The sequence below is a fragment of the Streptomyces sp. NPDC059679 genome (assembly GCF_042734105.1).
In the GTDB taxonomy this organism is placed as follows: domain Bacteria; phylum Actinomycetota; class Actinomycetes; order Streptomycetales; family Streptomycetaceae; genus Streptomyces.
On record NZ_JBHWES010000003.1, the window covers coordinates 310897 to 332597 of the forward strand.

25 protein-coding genes and 1 pseudogene are annotated in these 21701 nt (G+C 68.6%); 13 read left to right on the forward strand and 13 right to left on the reverse strand.

Features of this window, described 5'->3' with window-relative positions; translation table 11 throughout:
• Window positions 1–323 precede the first annotated feature (323 nt).
• Window positions 324–1385 (forward strand): DUF4419 domain-containing protein, encoded by a 1062-nt coding sequence (locus tag ACFV2X_RS06305; RefSeq protein ID WP_385612113.1) that lies wholly within the window; start codon window positions 324–326, stop codon window positions 1383–1385.
• Window positions 1386–1483: 98 nt separating this feature from the next.
• Here the strand turns inward: ACFV2X_RS06305 and ACFV2X_RS06310 are convergent, their stop codons facing one another.
• On the reverse strand, window positions 1484–2152 hold the full coding sequence (locus tag ACFV2X_RS06310) for a CGNR zinc finger domain-containing protein (protein ID WP_385612115.1): 669 nt from the start codon (window positions 2150–2152) through the stop codon (window positions 1484–1486).
• Between the two features lie 98 nt (window positions 2153–2250).
• Between ACFV2X_RS06310 and ACFV2X_RS06315 the strand changes: the two genes are divergently transcribed.
• Together ACFV2X_RS06315 and ACFV2X_RS06320 are read left to right on the forward strand one after the other, a co-directional pair.
• Window positions 2251–3162, forward strand: a complete 912-nt coding sequence (locus tag ACFV2X_RS06315) for an arginase family protein (RefSeq protein WP_385612118.1) — start codon at window positions 2251–2253, stop codon at window positions 3160–3162.
• Complete coding sequence (locus ACFV2X_RS06320; protein WP_385612121.1) at window positions 3159–3671, forward strand: hypothetical protein; 513 nt, start codon at window positions 3159–3161, stop codon at window positions 3669–3671. Before ACFV2X_RS06315 ends, ACFV2X_RS06320 begins: the two co-directional genes overlap by 4 nt.
• A 262-nt stretch (window positions 3672–3933) precedes the next feature.
• Here ACFV2X_RS06320 and ACFV2X_RS06325 read toward each other — a convergent pair whose 3' ends face one another.
• Entirely contained in the window at window positions 3934–4104 is a 171-nt protein-coding gene (locus tag ACFV2X_RS06325) for a hypothetical protein (RefSeq protein WP_385612123.1), read from the reverse strand.
• Window positions 4105–4222: 118 nt separating this feature from the next.
• Here ACFV2X_RS06325 and ACFV2X_RS06330 point away from each other — a divergent pair, with 118 nt between their 5' ends.
• On the forward strand, window positions 4223–4876 hold the full coding sequence (locus ACFV2X_RS06330; RefSeq protein WP_385612126.1) for a hypothetical protein: 654 nt from the start codon (window positions 4223–4225) through the stop codon (window positions 4874–4876).
• A 1-nt stretch (window position 4877) separates the two neighbouring features.
• Here the strand turns inward: ACFV2X_RS06330 and ACFV2X_RS06335 are convergent, their stop codons facing one another.
• Window positions 4878–5603: a class I SAM-dependent methyltransferase gene (locus tag ACFV2X_RS06335; protein WP_385612128.1), complete on the reverse strand. Its 726-nt coding sequence runs from the start codon at window positions 5601–5603 to the stop codon at window positions 4878–4880.
• Between the two features lie 350 nt (window positions 5604–5953).
• Here ACFV2X_RS06335 and ACFV2X_RS06340 point away from each other — a divergent pair, with 350 nt between their 5' ends.
• Window positions 5954–7219, forward strand: coding sequence for an MFS transporter (locus tag ACFV2X_RS06340; RefSeq protein WP_385612131.1), 1266 nt, complete (start codon window positions 5954–5956; stop codon window positions 7217–7219).
• A 55-nt stretch (window positions 7220–7274) separates the two neighbouring features.
• On the opposite strand, the gene ACFV2X_RS06345 is transcribed toward ACFV2X_RS06340, so the two are convergent.
• Together ACFV2X_RS06345 and ACFV2X_RS06350 are read right to left on the reverse strand one after the other, a co-directional pair.
• Window positions 7275–8156, reverse strand: a complete 882-nt coding sequence (locus ACFV2X_RS06345) for a hypothetical protein (RefSeq protein ID WP_385612132.1) — start codon at window positions 8154–8156, stop codon at window positions 7275–7277.
• A gap of 244 nt (window positions 8157–8400) precedes the next feature.
• On the reverse strand, window positions 8401–8841 hold the full coding sequence (locus ACFV2X_RS06350) for a YybH family protein (RefSeq protein WP_385612135.1): 441 nt from the start codon (window positions 8839–8841) through the stop codon (window positions 8401–8403).
• Window positions 8842–9237: 396 nt separating this feature from the next.
• Here ACFV2X_RS06350 and ACFV2X_RS06355 point away from each other — a divergent pair.
• From ACFV2X_RS06355 to ACFV2X_RS06375, 5 genes and pseudogenes are all read left to right on the forward strand, one after another.
• Window positions 9238–9498: pseudogene (locus ACFV2X_RS06355) on the forward strand (RNA polymerase subunit sigma-24); the annotation flags it as partial.
• A gap of 119 nt (window positions 9499–9617) precedes the next feature.
• Entirely contained in the window at window positions 9618–10640 is a 1023-nt protein-coding gene (locus ACFV2X_RS06360) for a CehA/McbA family metallohydrolase (protein ID WP_385612138.1), read from the forward strand.
• Window positions 10641–10908: 268 nt separating this feature from the next.
• Window positions 10909–11061 carry a hypothetical protein gene (locus ACFV2X_RS06365; protein ID WP_385612139.1) on the forward strand — a complete coding sequence of 51 codons (153 nt, stop codon included), beginning with the start codon at window positions 10909–10911 and terminating at the stop codon, window positions 11059–11061.
• Window positions 11062–11299: 238 nt separating this feature from the next.
• The gene (locus ACFV2X_RS06370) at window positions 11300–12217 is read left to right on the forward strand and encodes an NADP-dependent oxidoreductase (RefSeq protein WP_385612141.1); all 918 of its coding nucleotides are present in this window, start codon (window positions 11300–11302) and stop codon (window positions 12215–12217) included.
• A 208-nt stretch (window positions 12218–12425) separates the two neighbouring features.
• A complete protein-coding gene (locus ACFV2X_RS06375) occupies window positions 12426–12707 on the forward strand; it encodes a DUF2568 domain-containing protein (RefSeq protein WP_385612144.1) in 282 nt (93 codons plus the stop codon).
• 378 nt (window positions 12708–13085) lie between these two features.
• Here the strand turns inward: ACFV2X_RS06375 and ACFV2X_RS06380 are convergent, their stop codons facing one another.
• Complete coding sequence (locus ACFV2X_RS06380; RefSeq protein WP_385612146.1) at window positions 13086–13811, reverse strand: NADPH-dependent F420 reductase; 726 nt, start codon at window positions 13809–13811, stop codon at window positions 13086–13088.
• Between the two features lie 179 nt (window positions 13812–13990).
• On the opposite strand from ACFV2X_RS06380, the gene ACFV2X_RS06385 reads away from it, so the two are divergent.
• Window positions 13991–14536 carry a GNAT family N-acetyltransferase gene (locus ACFV2X_RS06385; protein ID WP_385612359.1) on the forward strand — a complete coding sequence of 182 codons (546 nt, stop codon included), beginning with the start codon at window positions 13991–13993 and terminating at the stop codon, window positions 14534–14536.
• A 186-nt stretch (window positions 14537–14722) separates the two neighbouring features.
• Here ACFV2X_RS06385 and ACFV2X_RS06390 read toward each other — a convergent pair whose 3' ends face one another.
• The gene (locus ACFV2X_RS06390; protein WP_385612148.1) at window positions 14723–15118 is read right to left on the reverse strand and encodes a sulfurtransferase TusA family protein; all 396 of its coding nucleotides are present in this window, start codon (window positions 15116–15118) and stop codon (window positions 14723–14725) included.
• On the opposite strand from ACFV2X_RS06390, the gene ACFV2X_RS06395 reads away from it, so the two are divergent.
• Window positions 15096–15437, forward strand: coding sequence for a hypothetical protein (locus tag ACFV2X_RS06395; RefSeq protein WP_385612151.1), 342 nt, complete (start codon window positions 15096–15098; stop codon window positions 15435–15437). The two genes, ACFV2X_RS06390 and ACFV2X_RS06395, sit on opposite strands and share 23 nt — an antisense overlap.
• Window positions 15438–15909: 472 nt before the next feature.
• Here the strand turns inward: ACFV2X_RS06395 and ACFV2X_RS06400 are convergent, their stop codons facing one another.
• Together ACFV2X_RS06400 and ACFV2X_RS06405 are read right to left on the reverse strand one after the other, a co-directional pair.
• Entirely contained in the window at window positions 15910–16566 is a 657-nt protein-coding gene (locus tag ACFV2X_RS06400) for a class I SAM-dependent methyltransferase (RefSeq protein ID WP_385612154.1), read from the reverse strand.
• Window positions 16529–16813: an Lrp/AsnC ligand binding domain-containing protein gene (locus ACFV2X_RS06405; RefSeq protein ID WP_385612362.1), complete on the reverse strand. Its 285-nt coding sequence runs from the start codon at window positions 16811–16813 to the stop codon at window positions 16529–16531. Before ACFV2X_RS06405 ends, ACFV2X_RS06400 begins: the two co-directional genes overlap by 38 nt.
• 870 nt (window positions 16814–17683) lie before the next feature.
• Here ACFV2X_RS06405 and ACFV2X_RS06410 point away from each other — a divergent pair.
• Window positions 17684–17857 carry a hypothetical protein gene (locus ACFV2X_RS06410; protein ID WP_385612370.1) on the forward strand — a complete coding sequence of 58 codons (174 nt, stop codon included), beginning with the start codon at window positions 17684–17686 and terminating at the stop codon, window positions 17855–17857.
• A 48-nt stretch (window positions 17858–17905) separates the two neighbouring features.
• Here ACFV2X_RS06410 and ACFV2X_RS06415 read toward each other — a convergent pair whose 3' ends face one another.
• Genes ACFV2X_RS06415 through ACFV2X_RS06430 form a run of 4 tightly spaced genes read right to left on the reverse strand, consistent with a single transcriptional unit; the run spans window position 17906 to window position 21655 of the window.
• Window positions 17906–19000, reverse strand: coding sequence for a glycoside hydrolase family 99 protein (locus tag ACFV2X_RS06415; RefSeq protein WP_385612157.1), 1095 nt, complete (start codon window positions 18998–19000; stop codon window positions 17906–17908).
• A 5-nt stretch (window positions 19001–19005) separates the two neighbouring features.
• Window positions 19006–19854: an NAD-dependent epimerase/dehydratase family protein gene (locus ACFV2X_RS06420; RefSeq protein WP_385612159.1), complete on the reverse strand. Its 849-nt coding sequence runs from the start codon at window positions 19852–19854 to the stop codon at window positions 19006–19008.
• Window positions 19854–20732 carry a carbohydrate ABC transporter permease gene (locus tag ACFV2X_RS06425; protein WP_385612162.1) on the reverse strand — a complete coding sequence of 293 codons (879 nt, stop codon included), beginning with the start codon at window positions 20730–20732 and terminating at the stop codon, window positions 19854–19856. The genes ACFV2X_RS06420 and ACFV2X_RS06425 overlap by 1 nt, the downstream gene beginning before the upstream one ends.
• Entirely contained in the window at window positions 20729–21655 is a 927-nt protein-coding gene (locus ACFV2X_RS06430; protein WP_385612165.1) for a carbohydrate ABC transporter permease, read from the reverse strand. The genes ACFV2X_RS06425 and ACFV2X_RS06430 overlap by 4 nt, the downstream gene beginning before the upstream one ends.
• Between the last annotated feature and the right edge of the window lie 46 nt (window positions 21656–21701).

The window sequence follows — 21701 nt, forward strand, 5'->3', positions numbered from 1 at the left end:
AGGCGGCTGAGCCGCGTGGGGCCAAAGTAGTGGATATATGCGAGATTTGCAGCCCGGATCGGGCACTTCGGTGCCTATTCCATGCCATACTGAGCATGGCTCTCACCGCATCCCCCGTCGGTGAGAGCCATACATCTTCGGCCCGGGCATACGCGAGCGGAAAGCGCCCGAACAGGTATGTCGGCGGGACACCAAGCCGGCTGGGCTGGGAGGACCTTTCGCTGTCGATCCGTCGCGAGCAGCGAGCCGGAATCGAGGGGCTTGATCGACCTTCTAGGATCGAGGCCGATCACTGCTCCTGGGGGATATGGATGGCTTTGGAGATGGATCTTCCGCTCGGCGAAGACCCCAATGCCGCTCGGCTCGCGACCGAACTGACCGAACTCGGCAACGAGCGCTTCCTGCGGGCGGTGCTCCGAGACCAGGCGCGTTTTCATCACCGCAGCACGGACCGCCTCGTAGGCTGGTCCACCAGCGCTCCGGAGACCACCGAGCCCACCTCCAGCCTCCTGCTGCGTGCCATCCACCTGTGCTTCACCGCCCACCTGCCACTGAGCCTGTCACCTGACTTGCTCTGGTACGCCGTCGTCCACGAGGTGGCCGTTCACGTCCGGCTGAACCCCAGTACGTACGAGGGGGTCTTCACCGACACCCCCGGATTCCAGCAGACCATCGCCGTCCGCGACGACTTCGCCCCGCAGGACTGGGGGCGCTCGATCAACCTGGTTCAACAGCCCCTGCGCTCAAGGATCGGCGACGAGGTGGCCGACCTGTTCCAGCCCGCCTTCTCCACGACCACCCCCGCCGATGCCACCGCCGCGCTGGTCGCGCTGATGGACGTGGTCAGCCCGTATTACCGTTTCCGGTGGCAGACGCTCTGTGGCATTCCGCGGATCCGGCTCGAGGGCTCAGACCGGGACTGGCGCCTGTTGGCGGCGCGGGTGCGGGAGCTGGCGGGGTGGTTCGAGGGTCTGCGGCCGTGGTTCACCGCCTTGCAGCCGGTGCTGGAGGCGATCAGTGCGGCAGCTTCCGGGTGGGGCGTCGACCACGGATTCTGGAGTTCGCTCTACACGTGGGAGTCGGCGTCCGGCGGCGACCGGGTCACCGGCTGGATCACCGCCTTCTTCGCTCACCGGTACACCGACGACGGACCACGTCCCAAAGAATCGTTCGGCCACGGCATCACCGCTGAGGACGACTTCCCTTCCCATGTCTCCTGCGTCCCGTTCCGCTGGGAGACCCCCACCGACACCTACGACATGGCCTTCCTCGGAGGCGTCATCGGCATAGAACGGAGCGGTGAGTGGATCCGGCCCCAGCTGGGCCACGCCGTGGTCGAACTTCTCTACGGACCAGACCTCGGCAACGCGCTGCGGGCACTGTAACCACCTCTTCGCACAGGCGGAGGTGAGTCCTCGCTGAGTGGGGGAGGGGGCGTGCTGCCCACGGTGCCGCAGACTGGTCCGTGACGGGACGTTGGGACCTACTGGTCGTTGGGCGGCTGCTGCTGTTCCTGTCGGTTCGCGGTCTGTCGCCTCCGCTGGTAGTGGGTTCGGCCTTTGGCGGAGTTTCCGCAGGTGGCCATATCGCACCAGCGGCGGCGGCCGCCCCGGGAGCCGTCGATGAACACCCAGCCGCATCGCAGGCCAGGGCACACGCGGGTGCGTTCCAGCGGCAGTGACCGAAGCAGGTCGAACGCCTGCAGGACGAGTTCGTGGTTGAGGTACTCAAGCCCCGACGTCTCGACGCTGACCTGGAGCTGTGGCGTGTTCTCGCGGACGGTGAGGCGAGCGCTGGCGACCGCGTGCTTCCAATGATTCTCGACCTGGTCGACCGCCTCCGCGGGGGCCGGAGGGTCCTGGTGGATCAGCGCCGCGATGAGGTCGTGCAGAGCCTCGCGCAGCTCGCGGGTGCGGTCCAGGGCCAGCGCCGCTTTGCCGGGCTCGGTCTCGGCCAGTCGCTGCAAGTCCGCGAGGGAGACAGGGTCGAACTGACCAGTAAGGGCGGCCCACTCCAACAGGCGCGGGTAGCCGTCGAGCCAGTCGATCGGTTCCGCGTCACGAGCCGTGACCGTGTTCACCAGGTCGATGACGAAGTGCCCGCCGACCAGGTCACGGGGCTTGAAAGTGTGAGCCTGGATGGTTCCCGTCACGCACGACCGCCTTTCATGGGCTTGCCTCAGTCTATCCAACCACTGTACACATGTTATCCGGTTGGAATGGAATGCCTCCCGGTTGAAAGGAGAAAGCCTTGGCTGCCGCCGTTGAACTCATCACAGCCCCCTGGAATCTCGGCTTGCGCCCGCCCGCGCCGGGGCGCGAGCCCGGCACATGGCAGGCCCCGCAAGCGCTGCTGGCGGCGGGGTTGGAAGCGCGGCTGCGGCCGACCCGGGTGGTGAAGCTCGACCGTCCGCCGTACGAGTTCGACGCGCAGCCGGCGACCCGTATCCGCAACGGGGTGACCATTCGCGAGCACGCGCTGCGGCTTGGCGAGGCGGTCCAGGCCGCGCTCGCTGCCTCCCGGTTCGCGGTCGTGCTGGGCGGCGACTGCAGCATCCTGCTGGGGTGCCTGCTGGGGGCCCGCCGCGACGGACGTTGTGGCCTGGTACACCTCGACGGGCACAGCGACTTCCGGCACCCCGGCAACTACGACGCCAGTTCGTCCCTCGGCTCGGCGGCCGGGATGGATCTGGCCCTGGCCACCGGCCGTGGTGAGCTGCTGCTCTCCCATTGGCCGGTGGTGGGCCGACCACTGGTCGCCGACGAGGACGTGGTCCAGATCGGCGACCGGGAGGACGAGGAGATACCCCCGGTCACCCGGTTCACCGCCCAGGAGATCCAGCAGATCGGTATCGCCGATCTGGGTGAGCGGGCCATCAGCCGCCTGGAGCGGCGTGGGCTGGACCGCGTCTGGCTCCATATCGACCTCGACGTGCTCGACGAACGCGCGCTGCCCGCGGTGGACTCTCCGGGCCGTCCCGGCCTGGACTTCTCCCAGCTCGCCGAACTCATCTCGACCCTGGTCGGCACCGGCCGGGTGGTGGGGCTGGATGTCGCCATCTACGATCCCGACCTCGACCCGGACGGCGCGTACGCCACTCCCATCGTCGACTGCCTCGCCTCCGCCCTGACCCCGCTTGCGACCGTGGAGACGCACGCTTGAAGACGCTACTTGCCGATGGCCCCAGCGACCTGTGCGCGAACGAGATGGAGCAGTTCGGACGCCTGGCCGGACACTGGGCGACCCAGATCACCCACTACGCCGCCGCCAACAACTCACCGGCCCGCCGAGTCAGTGGCGAATGGGAGTTCGGCTACGCCCTGGAGGGCAGAGCGGTCCTGGATGTCTGGCGATGGCCTGGGCGCGACGAACTCCCTGCCGCGGGTCGCTCGCGCGACCAGGAGTGCGGCCTGTGCGTGCGAATCTGGGACCCGCGCCTGCAACTATGGCGGTTCACCTTTCACGGCACGGCCCGTGGCGACCTGGTGTACATGTACGCCCGCGAGGTCGATGATGAGGTCGTCATGGAACGCGCCACCGGCAGCGACCTCGTCCGCTGGACCTTCGCCGACATCACCGCGGACACCTTCCACTGGCGAAACGAACGATCGACCGACGGCGGACACACCTGGCGGCTCGACCAGGAGGTCAACGCCCGGCGCCTACGGTGAGCGGTCTCGATGCAACGGTCAGGCCCCCCTTCCGGCGCAAGAGCACCACACGTCGACGGCCTTCTCTGTGTTTCCTGGGTCGCCACCCATGAAGACAAAACGGTCCGGTCCGGCGATGCGGACGTCAGACGAGTAGCCCCGTCCCGTCCTGGTCGCCCGTACCCCACGAGCTCGAGCGCGTCCCGGCCCGTGGTGCCTGCGCCGGCAGGCACCACGGACCACTGGCATCGTCACCGATGCGGAGTTTGTCGTCGGCGCCAGGTCACCACCAGGTGGTGCAGGCGACATCGGGGTAGTCGCTGGCCTTGCCGCAGGCTCGCATGAGATTGCCGCGGTTGTTGAACGCGTCGGTGTGGTTGCCGCCGCCGGTGTTGATCTTGGTGCGCTGAGCTGCTCGCAGGTCCGGCCGCGGTCGAAGCTGCGGTCCACCCACACCAGGTCGCCGGGGGCCGAAGATCCTGCCCCACGCGCAGGATCCGTTGTACCGCAGCTCGATGCCACGGGAGTGAGTCGAGGCTGACGCGACCGTCCTGGGGCTGACGCTGCGGTATGTGGCACGCTCGCCCCGGCGCACCGCCCGGGCCCTGGACTGGCCGCCGCAGTGCGCGATCGTGGCGGCTGTTGCGCTGCTGACCGAGGCGCTCAACGAGGCCGGGCGGCGGGGCCGGTTGGATCCGGCCGTACTCGCCGGGGTGGGCCTGGCCGTGGTGGCCGCCGCGGCGTTCGCGGTGCGCGAGCGGCCGGCCTGGTCTCCTGCCCTGCCGTTGCGCTTGCTGCGCTCTCGTGCGATGGGCGGTGGAGCCGTCATCGGTCTGCTGTTCAAATTCGGCTTCTACGGCCTGCTGTTCACCGCCAGTCTGGAATTCCAGCACCAGCGCGGCTTCAGTGCCCTCGGCAACGGGCTGGCGCTGTTCCCGTCGGTGGCGATGACCATGTTCGCCTCCGCCTTGTCCGGGCGGCTGGCCGCCGTACGGGTGATCGTCCGCTGGTGGTCTCCGGCATGCTCCTGGCTGCCCTGGGGCTGGCCGGCTGGGCCACGGCGGGAGCCGACCCCGCCTACCCGCTACTGGTGCCCCCGCGCAGCGCCCGGCCCGCGAGGAGTGAGCCGGGGTGAAGACGGCACCGAAGGAGCAAACTCAGTGAAGTTTGTGGGGCCGGGAGCCGGAGTCGGAGGTGTCCGGGGGCGCCCCGTGCTGGGCGGTTGACCTACGGACGTCGTGCGAGGAAGACGAACTCTCTGCCTGGCCGGTCAGGCGCGTCGCGGACGTCCTCCACCACATAGCCTTGTGCGGTCAAGTCGGCCTCGACCTCCTGCCGCTCGCGGAAACGCAGCGTTGAATCCGAGGTCAGGACCTGCCCGTCGCCAGTGAACACGTAGGTCCAGCGGAACGTCACGAGGGGCGGGCTCACTTCAATCAGCTGGACCCAGCTTTCGACCGCGTCGGAGCCCGGGATCTCCGTCACCTTGTAGGACGTCTCGCGGTTCCACTCTTCCCAGGCGCGCCTGGCCGGATCCCGGATCTCGAACACCAGGCGGCCGCCCGGCCGGAGCGCTTCGTAGGCTCGTCGCAGGGTTTCCTGCCACGCTGTCGGATCGGTGATTTGCTGGGCAGCGTTCGCTGTCATCGTCGCGAGGTCGACGCGTAGCGGTGGTAGCGCGGTGGCGTCGCCGCAGATCCAGCGCACTCGCTCGCTGCCCGGCTTGGCCCGGGCGACATCGATCGATGCCTGGGCGGGATCGACGCCGACAACCTCGATGCCGCGATCAGCCAGCAGAAGCGCGAACACGCCTGTTCCACAGCCGATGTCCAGCACTCGATGTGCGCTGAATTCCTCTGTCATCCGGATGTATGCATCGAGATCGCTGCGATTGGGGTCGAGCGGGTCATAGATCGCGGCGAGCTGCGGATGTGCGAAGCACTCATCAGCCATACGACCGAAGGTATGCGGGCCTCGGTCCGGGCAGCGACTCATTTCTGCGAGTGCGAAACGTGGCAGCCTTCACCAAGCCGGGGGCTAGCGGTGAGGAGCCCGCGGCAAGCCCGGCGGCGGCAGCGCGGGCGGTCGGGAAGGGGCCGACCTCGTCCCGGCCGCTGACGGCCCGGGGCCACGCGCACGGGAGCGGGGCTTACGCCCGGGCGTGCCGTGCACAGGAGAGTGGCTGACGCCAGGGCGAGTGCCCGGTTGCCCAGCTGCCGAGCCGGGAATTGGCCCTTCCTCCCCACTGACGACGGTGGTTGGCTGACGACGATCAGTTCTCGACGCCGTCCCGAGGAGCGCCTGTGCCCAGGTTCCTGCCGCAGCCCGGCCCGCCACGCATCCTGGCGCAGGCGCAGCTCACCAACTCCATAGGCGACGGTGCCTTCTACGCCACGTCCGCCCTCTTCTTCACCCAGATCGTCGGCCTCTCGGCCGCCCGCGTCGGCCTCACGCTCACCATCGGCTGGTGTACGGGCATGCTCGCCGGCGTACCGCTGGGATACCTGGCCGACCAGTGGGGACCGCGTCGCACCGCGCGGCTGCTGGCGGTCTGCACCACCGCCGCGCTGCTGTCCTTCCTCGTGGTGCGCAGCTTCCCGCTGTTCGTCCTCGTCTTCTGCTTCTACGCCTGCTGTCAGGGAGGGCTGACCTCCGCCCGCCAGGCGCTGCTCGCAGGTCTCGTCGACGCCGACGAACGCACCCGCGTCCGCGCCCAGTTGCAGTCCACCCTCAACGGCGGGCTGGCGCTGGGCGCCGGTGCCGGCGGGATCGCGCTGGCCGTCGGCACCGAGCCCGCGTACCTCTGCGTCTTCGTACTGGACGCGCTGGCGTTCCTCTGCGCCGTCGTCATCCTCGGCCGGCTCCCGGAAGTGCCGCCCGCCCCGTCCGAGGCCCGCGTCACGGGCGAACCGCGCCTCGCGGTGCTCCACGACCGCCCGTACGCGCTGCTGACGCTCCTCAACGCGGTCCTCTACCTGAACATGCCGCTGCTCAGCCTCGGCCTGCCGCTGTGGATCGTGGAGCGCACCGACGCCTCCGAGTCGATGGCGGCCGTCGTGCTGGTGGTCAACATGCTCAGCGTCGTTGTCTTCCAGGTGCGCGTCGCCCACCAGGTGACGGACCTGGCGACCGCGGCCCGCGCCACGGCCCGGGCCGGTGTGCTGATGCTCGCGGCCTGCCTGGTGTACGCGGCCTCCGGCGCGTCGGCGGGCGCCCTTGTGGCCGTCGCTCTGCTGCTTGCCGCGGCCGTCGTGCAGGTCTTCGGCGAGATGACGCACGGCGCCGGCGCCTGGGAGATCGGCTTCGGCCTGGCCCCGGACGGCCGGCAGGGTCAGTACCAGGGCTTCTTCGGGATGGGCCCGCAGATCGCCCGGATGCTGGGCCCGGTCGTGATGACCACGCTGCTCATCGGCTGGGGCACCGGCGGCTGGCTGGTCCTGGGCGGGCTGTTCGCCGGCGCGGGCCTCGCCATCGGCCCGGTCGCGCGTTACGCACAGCGGGGCCGACAGCAGAAGGGCGATGGTCAAGACAGCCCTGCGCGGCCAGTGGTAGGGACCCAGCCATCATGATCAAGTTCTGGCGGGTTTCTGCCGCATCTGGGTCACACCCCAACCTCAACCATGTTCACACGCAGAAGAGCAGGGATGGCAGAGCCTGGTTGGTCCAGTCCCAGAAGGGCTCGCCGGGCCGCGCGGAGGTGCCGTTGATGCCCGAGAGCGCGACCCGGGGGGTGTCGTGGGGATCGCGGTCGGCGATGTCCAGGAAGTAGGCCTCAGCGGCGGAGGTGCACGTGCAGAACTGTATCCAGCGGTCGAACTCGCCGTTCGCCGCGCGGACGAAGTCCTCGTCCTGGCCGTAGTCGTCGGGGTCTTCTCCCTCATAGTCCGCGAGGGTCGAGGCGCCGAGCGTCGTGGTGAAGCGGTCCAGTCGAAGATCGAAGTCGAACGACGTGAAGGAGGCGTGGACCGCGGCGAGGTCACGAACGCCTGCGGGGAGCGGCTCGCCCAGCAGGGGGACGACGTCCGTCGGGCCGAGGAGGGTCGGAGCCGTCCCCCACAGCACGTCCAGGGAGTTCGACCCCGTGTACGGCACCAGGTCCTTCAGGTCACGCGGCAACTCGCCTGACCGATCGGCGAGGTACAGGTATCCGAGCAGATACACGTTCTCCATCGCAACCAACGCCAGCCCGAGTACCTCCGCGCGCAACGCTGCGAGGAAGCCCGGGCAGTACGCGGCAACCGGTGCCCATACGTGTTCCAGGGCGTCGGCGAGACCCGCGTCGGCCGGTATGCCCCACGGAGAATCCGCCGCGAACGGGATGTCGCCGTCGCCGCCCAGCAGCAGAAGCCCTCGCAGCTCGGCCCTGCCCGCCGTCTCGAGGGTCCCCGACGATTCGTGCCCCAACAGCCGCAGTCGAGTGTCGCGCCGCAGCAACTGTTCGACACCGCGCGAGTCGCCGTCGGCCAGCGCCGTCCGCCACATGCGGTTGGTCTCCTCGATATCCATGATCGCAACCCTAGCCACCGACACGGACACGTTCCGTTGTCCTTCCGCACGGCCCGGCCGTACGGTGTCGGCCGTCGTCGATCATGCACGGCGTGTACGGAGGCCGGTGGCGCCGTCGAAGAACGCGAACGCGATGCCGGTGTCGTTGAGCCCCTGGCCCACCGCCGCGCCCCTGGCCTGCGAAGCCAGGTCAGGGGCTCAACGAGCAGCGCCGCCGGGCGAGGTCCCGAACTTCTGGGGCTCGTCAGGGCTCGAGGTCGGCCACTCCCTTGCCGCTCGCTATATCGAACGGCACAGAAACCTGGTCGTGCGCGATCAACCATTTGCCGTCGATCTTCTGGAAGCAGAACGTGGCCCGGACCCACATGCCGCTTACCGCCGTCCCGTTCTTCAACGTGCCGCTGAGCCGACCGAAGCAGTGCCCGAATGCCACGTCACCGCCCACGGTGACGGTCAGGTCGCGAACCTCGTAACGCACATCCTGGAAGAACGTGAACGCTCTCACCCAGTTCTGCAACTTCGCCTCTACCCCTACATGCTGCAGCGGTGGCTCGACATCGAAGGACACGACGTTCGCCGCGTAGAGCTGCTTCAGACCCTCGAGATCCTTGGCTCGGATCCCTTCCACAATGTTGTCGATCTGCTGCCGAATCTTGGCTTCGTCGACCTCGCGTTGCGTAGACATCGCGACCATCCCTTCCAATCGGTGTGGAATCTCGGCTTCTCACTAGTACGACGCCACAGCGGCCCGGGATGTCAGGCCCGCGGCAGCCGTGCTGACTTCGGAATCGTTCGAGTGCACTGCGTCCTCCGTTCCAGGAAACCGGGGAAGTCGCGCGCAACGGCGCGAGGGCAGTGCTCCAGGCGACGACCTGGTCCAGCAGCGTGTCCAGGGCGGTGGCACTGTGGTCGCCCGGTTTGAACGTGGCGAAGTTCTCGAACTCGGTCCGCAGCGACAGGGTGAGCTGCGGGGCCACGTCGGCCATCCGCAGCGCCCCGCAGATCAGCCGCGATCACGAACCCGTCGAACGTGGCGATGACGTCGGCCCAGGCCCTGGTGTGCTCGTGCTGATGCCGATAGATCCCCGAGCCGCTACCCGGCCGAACCGAGTGGACCAGCGGCGCCACGGCCGACCCGGCCGACCCGGCCGACCGGGTCGCCATGGACGGGTCGGTCAGCACGGCCTTCCTCATCGCACTCGAATTCACCCCGGCAGCATGCCGCGAGCTGGCATCCCAAGCCCGCCGCCGCCTCCACACTTCCCGACCGCAAGCGGCCCCGGCCGCCCACCAGGCCGGCCTGGTCAGAAACTTCAGACAGGCATGGGAGGCCAAGGACATCCGTAGGATCGCCCCTGGGCCGTCCGCAACCCCGACAAGCTTCGCCCGTGGACGGCAGCCTGGCCCGCGCTGCCCGCCCGCGATGGCCACGACCTCCTGGCGGCGCCTTAGGTTGCTGGAATGACGATGGGTGACGAAGCGGGGATGTGTCTTCCGGTGTCTCAGTTCCCGTTGCGGCGGGTGGCAGACCGGGGGCGTGGCTGGTATCGGGGTGACTGTCATGTGCATTCGGTGGCCTCGCACGGCGGCGAGCTGACGCCCGCGGAACTTGCGGTAGGTGCGCGTGCGGCGGGGCTCGATTTCCTCGCGACCACCGAGCACAACTCTGCTGAGACGCATGGCGCCTGGAGCCGGCACGTCGGCAACGATCTGTTAATGATCTTGGGGCAAGAGGTTGTCACGCGGACGGGACATTGGCTTGCGTTGGGGGTCCGCCCGGATCAGGTGGTCGACTGGCGCTACGGGGTGCGGGACGACAGGGTCGACGGGCATCTGGAGGAGGTTCATCGGGCGGGTGGGCTCTGTGTGGCAGCTCATCCGCACGTCCCGTACACGTCGGGCACGTTCATGTATCCGTACCAGGGCTTCGACGTGGTTGAGGTGTGGAACGGGCCGTGGCGTTCGGATGTGCCATGGCAGGCGGACAATGAGGCGGCCCTGGCCGAGTGGGGGCGCAGCCTCGCCGCGGAAATCCACCAGGGACGGCGGCGGCCTGCGATAGGGAACAGTGACACCCACCTGGAGGGCCAGATCGGCACCCCGCACACCGTCGTGCTGGCCGACGAGCTGAGTGTTGAGGCGATCCTTGCTGGTGTCCGCGCCGGCCGTAGCTGGATCGCCGCATCGCACGCCGTCGGGCTGTCTTTCACAGTTTCTGCCGGTGACCGCAGCGCTGGGATCGGTGAGGAGCTGAAGATCGGCGATGGGCCGGCCGTGGTACGAGTTGATGTACGAGGCGTGCCCTGCGGCACTGTCAGCCTCCACACCGAGAGGGGAAAGGTGTGCAGCGAATCGTTGCCCGACACGGGTTCGGGCACGGTGAAGTGGCGGATCAGCGCTGAGGAATCGGCGTTCATTCGCACCGAGGTCCGCGACGTGAAGGGGCACATGGCAGCGTTGAGCAACCCGGCCATCTTGGTCTGAACAGCGGACGGTCGAATCATCACTCACCTGCTGATCGCTGTCTGCACCGTTTCCGCTGAAGGGGCCGCGGCACTGTGGCAGGTTCGGCCCGCTTGTCGGAAGCCGGTAGGGAATGCGCTCTTTGCCGCATCAAAGGAGCGCGTGTGACGTACATCACGAATTTGGTGCGGGAAACCCGTGCAATGTTGGAGCCGTCTGCGCTCTCTCTCCATCGACCGGGTACCGCCGCAACCGGGGGCGGACCGCACGTTCGGGAGGGTGCTTGCAGATGGATGGCCAGATGAATCAGCGGACGGCACTGTTGCTGCTGGTGGGAGCCGTCACCGTGTATGTCGCGTTCGAGCATCCCCCACTGGGCACGGCACTTCTGGTCGGCGTAGGGGTCGTGACGCTGCTACAGCTCTTGCTCAAGGACCGCTGACCAACCATGTGTGATGTGAAGTCGGCAGTGTGCCCTATCGCCGGAGTACGCCCGCCGGTCTGCCGGCTCGGGGTTGTCGGCGGGGCCGGCATCGGCGCGGACGTCATCGCTGTCGGCGGCACGTCCTGGGAAGACACCTCCGTCCCCGAGCCGTTGAATGCGAGGGCACGGTCGATGTGTGGCATCCGGTACGTGGCCTCCAAGCCTTGTCCGAACCAGGGAATGCGGTGATTACGGCATGAAGGCAGTGCGGTTCCACGAGTACGGCGAGATCGATGTGCTGCGGGTGGAGGAGGTGGAGCGCCCGGTGCCCGGCCCCGGGCAGATGCTGATCGAGGTCCGCGCGGCCGGGATCCAGCCTGGCGAGGTGATGATCCGCAAGGGCGCGCGGCACGACCGCTGGCCGGCGATGTTCCCCTCCGGGCAGGGCAGCGATCTGGCCGGCGTCGTGGTGGAGGTCGGCCCGCAGGTGCGCGGCTTCGCGGTGGGCGATGAGGTCCTGGGCTTCACCCATAGCAGAGCGAGCCACGCGGAGTTCGTCGTGGTCGACGACGTGAATGCGGTCTCCCGTCCGGAGGGGCTGTCCTGGGAGGTGGCCGGGTCGTTGTACGTGGCCGGCACGACCGCATACGCCACCGTGTTCGCGGTGGATCCCGGACCGGCCGACACCGTCGTGGTGTCCGGTGCGGCGGGCGGCGTCGGATCGCTCGCCGTGCAGCTCGCGCGGCGGCGCGGCGCCACGGTGATCGGGCTGGCGAGCGAGCGGAACCACGCCTGGTTGAAGGATCGTGGTGTCCTCCCGGTCACGTACGGGGAAGGCGTGGCCGAGCGGATCCGGCAGGCCGTCGGCGGGAGCGTCGACGCGTTCATCGACACGTTCGGCGACGGCTATGTGGAGCTGGCAGTGGAGTTGGGTGTGCGGCCCGAGCGGATCAACACGATCCGTGATTGGCAGGCCGCGGCCAAGGTGGGTGCGCGGACCTACGGAGAAGGCTCGGCGGCGTGCGCGGTCGTGGTCGGCGAGCTCGCCCGGCTCGCCGCGCGCGGGGAGCTCAAGGTGCCGATCGCCCGTACCTACCCGCTGGAGCAGGTGCGAGACGCGTTCCGCGAGCTGGAACAGGGGCACACCCACGGCAAGATAGTGCTCCGTCCGTAGCCCCGGCTGCCCGAGGCAACCATCGAGCAGGCACACCGCACCAGCACATAAGCGTCGGACACCTCAGGTACTGTCCTGCCGGCAGCGGCAGCGGCAGCCGAGGGCCCCCGCCAACTGGATCGCTCACCCTGACCGATGCCCTACCGTTCCCCCTGGAACAGGTCGCTCTCCGGCCGGCGGCCGAGGCGGACCGCTCGGAGGCGGCCAGATGAACGTCACACTGGCCCTCGCCAACAACGACGCCATACTCGCCGTCCGTTTCCTGCTCGAACCGGTCTCGTTGGCCTGCGTGACGCTCTGGGCATGGCGTCGTGTGCCTTCGCCCTGGCGCTGGGCTGCGGTCGTCGTGCTCCCCGTCGCCGTGTTCTTCGGCGCGGTGGCCGCCCTCCACTTCGCCGGCCGACGGCGTGCGGCTCGGTGGCTGCTCGCAGTCGTGGTGGCTTACCAGATCCTTGCCTACGACCGTGTCGGCCGGCTGCTCAGCCACTGACCCGCAACCCTCCTGTCGAACCCTTGCCCGGCCGGGACGGCGAGCGCGACGCCCGTGCTCGTCGTCGTACTGCTCGCAGCTGCCGGATCGGTCTGGTTGAAGTGGTTCAGCGACCAGCCCGAGAGGCGGTTGAGCCGCTCACTGGACGGTTGCCTGCGGCGGGACACCGAAGGTGTGACCGTGACCGGAGGCGGGAGGGGTGGTCGCCTGCAGGCGGGTCGATAGGGCGCTGGTCCCGGACGGCGGCAACGCCTCCGACACGGCAGTCACCGAGGAGCCACGGGACGCGGACGCGCAGTCGGCACCTGGAGATCCGGGGAAGCCGAAGCCGCACCTCAAGGCGATCCGCTCGCATCCCGGGTGAATGAACCGGACGCCCTATCCGTTTTGTGCCTTCGCCAGGAGCGCTCGTATCTCGGCGGCCGAAGCGGGGCCTGCCTTGAGGGAGAGGAACCCGGCCGGGGCGGAGCCGGCCGCCAGGGAGCCGAACGACTCGCTGGGCAGCTCCGTGTAGGGAGCGCCGTATGCGGGCGTGCCCGGTGCGAACCGCCTGCCCTGCGCGAGTGGTCCCGCGTCGACCGTGTCGTATCCGAGAATGTCGAGCAGTTCGGTCGCGTGCCGCTTCGCTTCGGTGTTGTCCCCGGCGATGGGGAGCGCGGTGCGGTCCTCGGCCCCTGCCGGCCTGTTCAGTTCGGCGAGGTGTTGGTGGTGGATGTTGTTGAACGCCTTCACGACGTACGCCGATTCACCGAGGTACTGCTGGAGCAGTTCGCTGCTCGTGGTCGAGCCGTCGTCCAGGGCCTCGATTCCGCCGTCGCGCTGCGGGGAGTAGTTGCTGGTGTCGATGACCGTCTTGCTCGCGAGAGGTTCGCGCGGCAGGGAGTCGTACGCCTTGAACGGGACGGTCACGACCACCCAGTCACCTGCTGCGGCGGCTTCTGCCGCGGTCGCCGCCCGGACACCGGGGCCGAGCTCCGCGACCAGGTTGGCCAGCGTCTGTGGGCCGCGCGAGTTGCTGAGCACGATGTCGAGTCCGCCGTTCACGGCCAGCCGCGCGAGAGTGCTGCCGATGCGTCCACTGCCGATGAGTCCTAAAGTAGCCACGCCGGGCCAACCAGCGGGGATCCGTGCGTATTCCGTCCGTGCTCCGCACCGATGTCGGAGTTCGTTGCCGATGTGTTCGGGTCGCTGCCAAGCGGCGGCCGACGGTGGGATCAGCGGGGGTGCCCATCCTGTGGGCACTGGCAGGGGAAGCGGTTGGACAAGGAGACGGCGTGGACGCCATGAAGATCGGGATCATCGAGACTGGCAGGCTGAGCCTCGTACCGCTCGCTGTCGAGCACGCGGACGAGATGGCCGAGGTGCTCTCCGACCCGGCTCTGCATGTCTTCATCGGCGGTACCCCGCACCCTCCGCAGGCATTGCGGGCACGGTATGAGCGCCTGGTGGTCGGCTCACCCGAACCTTCCGTGACGTGGTGGAACTGGGTTCTCCGGCTGCGCGAGGAGAAAAGCCTGACCGGGACGGTGCAGGCAACGATCACCGCTGCTGAGCACGGGTGCGCGGCCGAGGTTGCCTGGGTGGTCGGGACCGCGTGGCAGGGGCGCGGCATCGCTACCGAGGCGGCACGAGGACTGGTTGCGTGGCTGCAGGAGCAAGGCGTGCAGGAGATCTGCGCCCACATTCATCCGGACCATCATGCATCCGCTGCTGTCGCCACTGCTGCGGGCCTGGCTCCAACCGGACACTGGCACGAAGGGGAGATCAGGTGGGAGCTTCTCCCGACGCACTCACCGGCCGACGATGGCGGCACGGAGGCGGGGCTCTGAAGGCGCCGTTCACACTGACACCGGCCCGCTACGACGCGGCTGGCGGCCCGGGACGGATCGCACGCACCACACCACTGGCCACCAGAGTGCGACGCGAATCGGGATGGCGGCTCCGCGCCGCCGGTCCCGGTCATCCGTGCCAGGGCCGTCGCTTCTGCCCCGACTGGGCTGACTAGTCGCCCCGCTTCAGGAGCCGGGCTGGACCGGGTGCCACGGTGCGTCGGGGCGGGTGGGGAGTGCGTCGGCGGTCAGTTGGAGAGCGTATGTCGGCTGCTTGCCGGGGATGGGGCTGAGGTAGGTGTGGCCGGTCATGTGGCACCAGGCGGGTAGGTCGAGTGGGGCGGCGGGATCGGTGGCGATGACGTGGACGACGGTGCCCGGCGGTGCGCCCTCGATCTGCTTGCGGAGGCGGAGCAGGAGGGTGACGCAGAGCAGGCCGGCGCCGTCGACGGCCAGGTCGGCTTCGGCGGGCGGGGACGGATGGCTCATCGGTTGTTCGAGGTCGGGGCGGTGACCCGACCAGGTCTTCACGGTCTTCTCCTCTGTCACCGCCTTCGCCTTGGTATGCGCCTGGGGATCCATCGTGATAAGCCACCTCAGGTTCCGGAAGGCCAAGATCCGCAACGGCCAGGAGGACCAGATCTGCTACAAGATGCCACTCCATCCCTACGGCAACTACCTCGCGTTGGTGTTCGTGGCCGCAGTCCTGGTCTGCATCGCCATCCTGCCGGAGACCCGCATATCGCTGATCGTCTCCGGCGTCTGGGTCCTGGTGGTCTTCGTCGCCTACACCTTCTACACCAGGACCCAGCGGCAGCGATCCGACAGAGATTGCCCGGCTCATGAACCGAACCAGCCCGGAGAATCAGACCCCCTTCGTGTCACTGTGCCAGGCGTATAGCGGCCCGGATCCCCACCTTGGCGGTGGCACGGCCTCAGCCGCATCACCGCCAAGTTTCAAGGGGCAAGGCACAGCGATGCCCGCCGCCGACCTTGCCCACCATGCTGCCGCCGGAGGTGGTCGAGCAGTTGGTTGGCTGCGGCCAGGACTCAGAACCCGGAGGGCCCCGTGTTCCGCCTCGTGGCGTTCGCGGCGCCCAGCCCCTGTGCGAGTCCCTGGTCCGCTGCCGCACGCGCCAGTGCCCCGCGTTCCCCCGAACCGCGCCTGCGCAGCAGTACGGCCAAGCACACCCCGACCGCGGCCGCGAGCAGGATCACCATAGAAACAACGAAGATCATGTGTCCCCCGTTTGTCTGCCGGAATCGTCCTGATTCCTCGTCAATCCGTATTGTCGCCTGCCGCCCGTTCACAGAACAGCCCGCCTGCTTTGGACCGCAGACATGCCTCCGCCGCGCCCGGGAGCGCGGGCTGCTCAGGGACGGTGCCATACGAGCGTATAGCGCCAGAACAGCCGTCGTCGCAGTCGCGCACCGGGGAGAACGTTTCTGGCTTCACGGACGATGTCGTCAAAGGTCATGTCCGCTGGGCGGGTAGGAGCTGTCATGGAGACGGGCCGGGGTGAGGGGCGGCCCTTGTTCTTCAGCCAGCCGATGGCGGCGTTGGCTGGGATGGCGAGGACATCCAGCGAGTAGTCCACAGGGGTCTGGGCGCGGGACAGGCCGACGATCACCAAGGTCCCTCCCGGGGCCAGATGGCGGCGGAAAGCGGCGAGTGTCTGGGCGAACGGCAGATGATGGATCGTGGCGACACATGTGATGACGTCGTAGGAGCCGTTCGGGAACTCGGCTGTCGCATCCGCGACGGCGAAGGTCACGGGAAGCGATGCGGGAGTCAGCTTCCGGGCCTGGGCGGTGATCGCCGGATCGGAATCGACTGCCGTCACGGCAGCGGCACGTCGGGCCATGAGCCTTGCGAGGTCACCGCTGCCGGAGCCGATGTCCAGAGCGCAGTCGAAGCGTCTCGGGAGCTGCCGCAAGATCCAGCGGTGGTAGTGGGCGTTGTGATCCCAGGGATAGGCGGCATTGAACCGTTCAAGTGCCCGCAGCACACGAGGCGGCAGAATCTTCATCCACCCAGTCCATCAAGTTCCGGCAGCATGCACACCTCGCTCTGGAGCAAAGCTCCCCCGCGGAGAGCGTCTTCATAGTGACGTAGCCGGTCACCGTCGCTACGCAGGGCAGCCAGGCCAGCTGGTTGGCGTGGAAGTCCTCGTAGGCGGGCAGGCCGGCGACCTCGACCTCGAGCAGGTAGTCGTAGTTGCCGGTGACAGGTGGGTGCGGGTCACCTCGGGCAGTCGGGTGACCGCACGCTCGAATGCGGTCACGTCCGCGCGCGCGTGCCGCATCAGCCGGACACCGGCGAACACCCGCAGGCTGCGGCCGACCGCGGCGGGCTCGATCACCGCCCGGTAGCCGCGGATGATCCCGGCTTCCTCACCATGCTCATCAGCGCTGTGGGCAGGGCGCGAGGCACGAATCGGCCGGGGAGTGGCCACAGTTCGTACGGGACGATATCGGCCGCAGGGTGCCGACTGCCGGTGTCGTCACCGGTCTGGAGGTAGCGGGCGAGCTCGGCAAGCCGGCGATGGGCCCGGCCGGGGTCGTAGCGGCCGGGGTGGCTGCCGATGACGGCGGCGACGCAGTGGCTCAGCAGGTGGTCGCGTTCGCGTGGTCGCTGTCGAGTTCCGGATGGAGTAGATCTGCGGGTTCGTACAGGTAGTGGCCGCCTCGGTGGCGCTGTTCGCAGATGGTTGTGGCGAGGGTGAGCCGCCAGGGCGTCGAGAGGGCGGTGGTCAGAACGGGATGGGGGCCGCGTTGCAGGGATTCGAGGACGGGCGCCCAGCGCGCGGGCTTGATGGCGCGGGAGGTCAGGAATTCGGTGCAGGCCGCGGAGTCGAGGGGCTGCAGGCGAAAGACGGCTGCGTAGCCGACCCACAGCTCGCCCTGCTCGACCAGGGTGTCGTACCGGTCTGCTCGGCCTCGACGATGGCATGGGCGGCGGCGGGGGACAGTCCGTGGGCCTGCCTGAGGTGTTCGGCCAGCCCGGCGGATACGGCGCGCTCCTCGGCTACTTCGCTGCCCAACTCCACGGTGTCCAGGCGTGGTACGGATATCCGGACGGGAACCGGCGCGTCGGCTGTCCGACCGTCGAGGAGACCGAGGATCAGCTCCAGGACGAGCACCGTCTTGCCCGCCCCGGCCGCGCTGGTGACGAACCTCGCCCTCGGCGGCGCCTACCCGGCCGGCTGGAACCAGGTGACCACCCCCTACTGGGGTCTGCCGCAGTCCAGCGTCGACAAGATCGCCGCCGGGGGAGTGCAGGCGGAGATCGACTGGGTCCGGGCCGAGCAGAAGAGGTGAGCCCCCCGGTGCCCGGGGCACAGCGTCCCGGGCACCGGCGACGCCGCGTCAGTCCCGCTGCCGCGCGTGGGCGGCCTCGAAGCGGGCGACCCAGTACGCCGTGCGGTCCAGGTAGGCCGTCTGCGCGCGGCCGCCCTTGCGGCCGTAGGCACCCTCGTACGAGAGGTAGTCGAGAGCGCCGGGAGTGGCGGCGGTGGCCGGTTCGATCTGGGTGCCCTCGTGCCATTCGTTGAACGAGGTGATGCTCACCCAGTCCGGGACGCCGCCCGAGTTCCCGGTGGACAGGGCGTACTCCCATTCCAGGTCGTACGTCCGTCCCTGTGCTCGGTCCAGGGTCGGCGTCGTGTTGCCGGGGACGGCCCGATCGTCGATGTAACCGGGGCCGAGCGACGGCGCCCACACCATGCCGCGCTCCGCACAGAAGGCGGCGACCTGCGACCAGTCCGGCTTGTTGGCCGTGGCGATCGCGTCGTACGTGTACACGCCGCCGAAGTCCCCGATACGGGACAGATCCCAGGTCTGAGCCATCACGATCGCCCGGTCGTCGACCTCGTGAAGCGGCGACCAGTCCACCGTCAGAAGGCTGTTGAAGACGTAGTAGGCGCACCGCCCGCCACGCTCCGCGTCACGGTGGAAGGCCGGGTGGTGGCCGTAGCGCTCGGTGAGATAGCGGATGTCGGCGACCACCGAGGCGGCGTCGCGGCCCTCGTACGGCTCGATGTGCCAGGCCACCTGGAGCCCGGCGGCGGCCGCGGCGTCGAGGACCACCGGTGCCATCCGGTCCTCGTAACTGCCCTGCCCCCACCAACTGCTGACCAGCACGCCGGTGCCGGCCTGCCGTAGCCAGCGCATGTGCCGGTCGACGGCGCCGCGCCGGTCACCGGAGTCGTAGGGTCCGAGCACAGGGTAGTAGTCGGAGCTGATCGCCTCGGGCGGGGTCAGCTCGCCCTGCTGCCAGTGCCGCCACTCGCCGTACACCTGAGGGTTCCCGTACCAGGGGTAGTAGAAGATGTGGGCGCGTGCGGATGGCTTGTGTGCCGGGGCGGCTGTGGCGCTGCCGGTACCCGCTGCGACGGCAGTGGTCGCAGCGGCGCCGGCGGCGAGGAATCCTCGCCGGGACAGAGATCTGGGGTGTGCGGTCATCCGGGTCACTCTCCTTGGACGGATGGACGGGAATGGCGCGGGGTGAAGCCGAGCAGGTCCGCGCACGCCTTGGTGTCGATCAGAGAGGTGCGGCCGGGCAGCGGCTCGAACGCCGGTACGCCCGGGTGGTGCTGGTGGAACAGCTCGTCGGTGGTCAGCGGCGATGATGTGTCGGCTGCCGCGACGTTGAGGACGTGGCAGCCGGTGACGTTGGCAGTCAGGGCCCGGCGGATCACGGCGGCCGCGTCCCGGGTGTCGAGCCAGGCCCACAGGTCGTGCCGGTGGGCGCCGGGATCAGCCGCGACGTGGGCCAGTTGGTCCGTGAGTCGCCGACCGGTCCCGGTGAAGGGGAAGCGCAGACAGACGATGTCCGTGCCCCAGCGTCGGTGTGTGCTGCGGGCCGTCTCCTCCAGGACGACTTTGGACAGGCCGTACGGGTCGCGTACGAGCGTCGGGTGCTCCTCGTCCAAGGGGACGTAGCGGGGTGAGACGGGGACCGGTGACCAGGCGAGACCGACGGCCGCCAGGCTGGACGCCGCCACGATGCGCTGTGCGCCCGCCTGTCCCGCCTCGTCGAGGACGCGGTGGGCCGTGAGGCAGTTGGTGGCGAACAGGGCGCTGTCATCCTCGACGTTCGGATGGGGGATCGCCCCGAGGTGGACGACGGCCTCCGCGCCGTCCACCGCCTTGCGGACGAGGTCGGCGTCCCGCAGATCGCCGATCAGGACACGGGTGCCGGTCGGGGCGTCCAACGGCACCCGGTCGGTGAGGGTCAACTCGTGCCCTGCGGCGACCAGTTCATGGGTGGCATGGATGCCGATGTGTCCCGCGGCGCCGGTGATCAGGACACGCATCAGCCCTTCACCGCCCCGACCAGGCCGTTGACGAAGTACTTCTGGAGGCTAAGGAAGAGGAGGACCACGGGGACCACTACGATGAGGGCGCCGGCCATCAGGTTGTTGTAGTGCGGCACGTTCTCGGAGGAGAGCACCTGCAGACCGAGGGGCAGGGTGTATTGGGACGGATCGTTGAGCGACACACGGGTCAGCAGGTACTCGTTCCAGGTGGGGATGGCCGTGAGCAGGGCGACGGTGATCAACGCGGGCCGGGTGAGCGGCAGATAGACCTGTGTGAAGATGCGCAGCTCACCGGCGCCGTCGACCCGCGCGGAGTCGCGCAGCTCTGTGGGGACCGCGGAGAACGCGCCGGTCATGAGCAGGATCGACAGGGGTGCGCCGCCGTTCACGAACGGAAGCACCAGTCCCCAGTGCGTGCCGAGGATGCCCATCTTGTTCTCCAGGAGGACGATCGGCAGCATCACCGTCACACCCGGCACGAACAGCAGCGAGACGAACAGCTTCTGCAGCGCACCCCGCGCGGGGAAGCGCAGCACCGCGAACGCGTAGCCGGCCGCCGCGTAGAACACCACCGTCAGCACGACGGTGTACAGCGTCACCAGGACGCTGTTGACGAAGAAGTCGAAGAAGTGCAGTTCGTTCCAGGTGTCGACCAGGGTCTGGAGCTTGGGGTGGTCCGGGATCAGATGACCACCGCGCACCACCTCGACCTGGTCCTTGAACGCCGCCGACACCATCCACAGGAACGGATAGACGCTGACCAGCGCGTACAGGGTGAGCAGCACGCCCACGACGATCCGGGCCGACGAGCGGCCGGACGGCGCTCGTCGGGCGGAGCGGACCGGACGGGGCCGGGCCGTTGATATCGTTGTCATGTCTTGCTCCGCAGCGCTCGCAGGTTGATCAGGGCGAGGACGAGGGCGGCCGCGAACAGGAGCCAGCCCAGGGCACTTGCCAGGCCGAGAGTGGGAGAGAGGTTCTTGAGGAAGGCCAGCCGATAGGCCTCCAGGCCGAGGACGTTGGTGTGGTCTCCGGGGCCTCCGTTGGTCATCACGAGGAACGTCTGGAACCCTTGGAGCGCCTCGCGCAGATTCAGCAACAGGACGATCGCGGTGATCGGCCTGACGAGTGGCCACACCACGGACGTGTTGGTGCGCCACCAGCCCGCGCCGTCCAGTTGGGAGGCTTCGAGGATGCTGCGGTCGATGCCCTGAAGACCCGTCAGGTACAGCAGCATCGCCACGGGGACATGGCCCCACACGGTGATCACGATCATGGTGGGCATGGCTGTTGAGGGATTGCCGAGCCAGCCCTGTGGTTGCTGCAGCGAGCCCAGACCCAGACCGCTGAGCAGGGAGTTGATGGCCCCGTCCGGCTGGAGGATGTACTGCCAGGCGAAGAACACCGCGACGCCGCTGGTGACGTATGGCAGGAAGTAAACCGAGCGCAGGACGCCCTGGAACCGCTTGACCTGGTTGAGGAGCACCGCGAGCGGAAACGAGACGACAACGGTCAGCGCGGGGGCCGCGACCATCACCCAGATCGTGTTGGCGGCGGCGTGCCGGACGCGGGGCGCGTACACGGGGTCGCGCCACAACAGGTCCTTGTAGTTGTCGAGGCCGACCCACTCCCAGTTCGGGGCGAAGCCGTTCCACTTGGCGAAGGACAGAGTGAATCCGTAGCCGACCGTGTACAGGCCCATCACCAGGAACAGCACGACCGCCGGCGCGACGAACAGGTAGCCCGCGAGTGCCTCGTACCGGTGGTCCTTGCGTTGTGAGGGCCCGCTTCTGGGCACCCCGGTGCGATCCTTCTCCACCCTCGCGGGGAGCGTGGGCTGGAGC

What these genes read in the sequence shown, in the direction of transcription:
- ACFV2X_RS06305 (WP_385612113.1), top strand. Translation starts at nt 324, where the DNA reads ATGGATCTTCCGCTCGGCGAAGACCCCAATGCCGCTCGGCTCGCGACC.
- ACFV2X_RS06335 (WP_385612128.1), bottom strand. Translation starts at nt 5,603, where the DNA reads ATGGCTGATGAGTGCTTCGCACATCCGCAGCTCGCCGCGATCTATGAC.
- ACFV2X_RS06345 (WP_385612132.1), bottom strand. Translation starts at nt 8,156, where the DNA reads ATGGATATCGAGGAGACCAACCGCATGTGGCGGACGGCGCTGGCCGAC.
- ACFV2X_RS06350 (WP_385612135.1), bottom strand. Translation starts at nt 8,841, where the DNA reads ATGTCTACGCAACGCGAGGTCGACGAAGCCAAGATTCGGCAGCAGATC.
- ACFV2X_RS06360 (WP_385612138.1), top strand. Translation starts at nt 9,618, where the DNA reads ATGACGATGGGTGACGAAGCGGGGATGTGTCTTCCGGTGTCTCAGTTC.
- ACFV2X_RS06365 (WP_385612139.1), top strand. Translation starts at nt 10,909, where the DNA reads ATGGATGGCCAGATGAATCAGCGGACGGCACTGTTGCTGCTGGTGGGA.
- ACFV2X_RS06370 (WP_385612141.1), top strand. Translation starts at nt 11,300, where the DNA reads ATGAAGGCAGTGCGGTTCCACGAGTACGGCGAGATCGATGTGCTGCGG.
- ACFV2X_RS06375 (WP_385612144.1), top strand. Translation starts at nt 12,426, where the DNA reads ATGAACGTCACACTGGCCCTCGCCAACAACGACGCCATACTCGCCGTC.
- ACFV2X_RS06385 (WP_385612359.1), top strand. Translation starts at nt 13,991, where the DNA reads ATGAAGATCGGGATCATCGAGACTGGCAGGCTGAGCCTCGTACCGCTC.
- ACFV2X_RS06390 (WP_385612148.1), bottom strand. Translation starts at nt 15,118, where the DNA reads ATGGATCCCCAGGCGCATACCAAGGCGAAGGCGGTGACAGAGGAGAAG.
- ACFV2X_RS06400 (WP_385612154.1), bottom strand. Translation starts at nt 16,566, where the DNA reads ATGAAGATTCTGCCGCCTCGTGTGCTGCGGGCACTTGAACGGTTCAAT.
- ACFV2X_RS06415 (WP_385612157.1), bottom strand. Translation starts at nt 19,000, where the DNA reads ATGACCGCACACCCCAGATCTCTGTCCCGGCGAGGATTCCTCGCCGCC.
- ACFV2X_RS06420 (WP_385612159.1), bottom strand. Translation starts at nt 19,854, where the DNA reads ATGCGTGTCCTGATCACCGGCGCCGCGGGACACATCGGCATCCATGCC.
- ACFV2X_RS06425 (WP_385612162.1), bottom strand. Translation starts at nt 20,732, where the DNA reads ATGACAACGATATCAACGGCCCGGCCCCGTCCGGTCCGCTCCGCCCGA.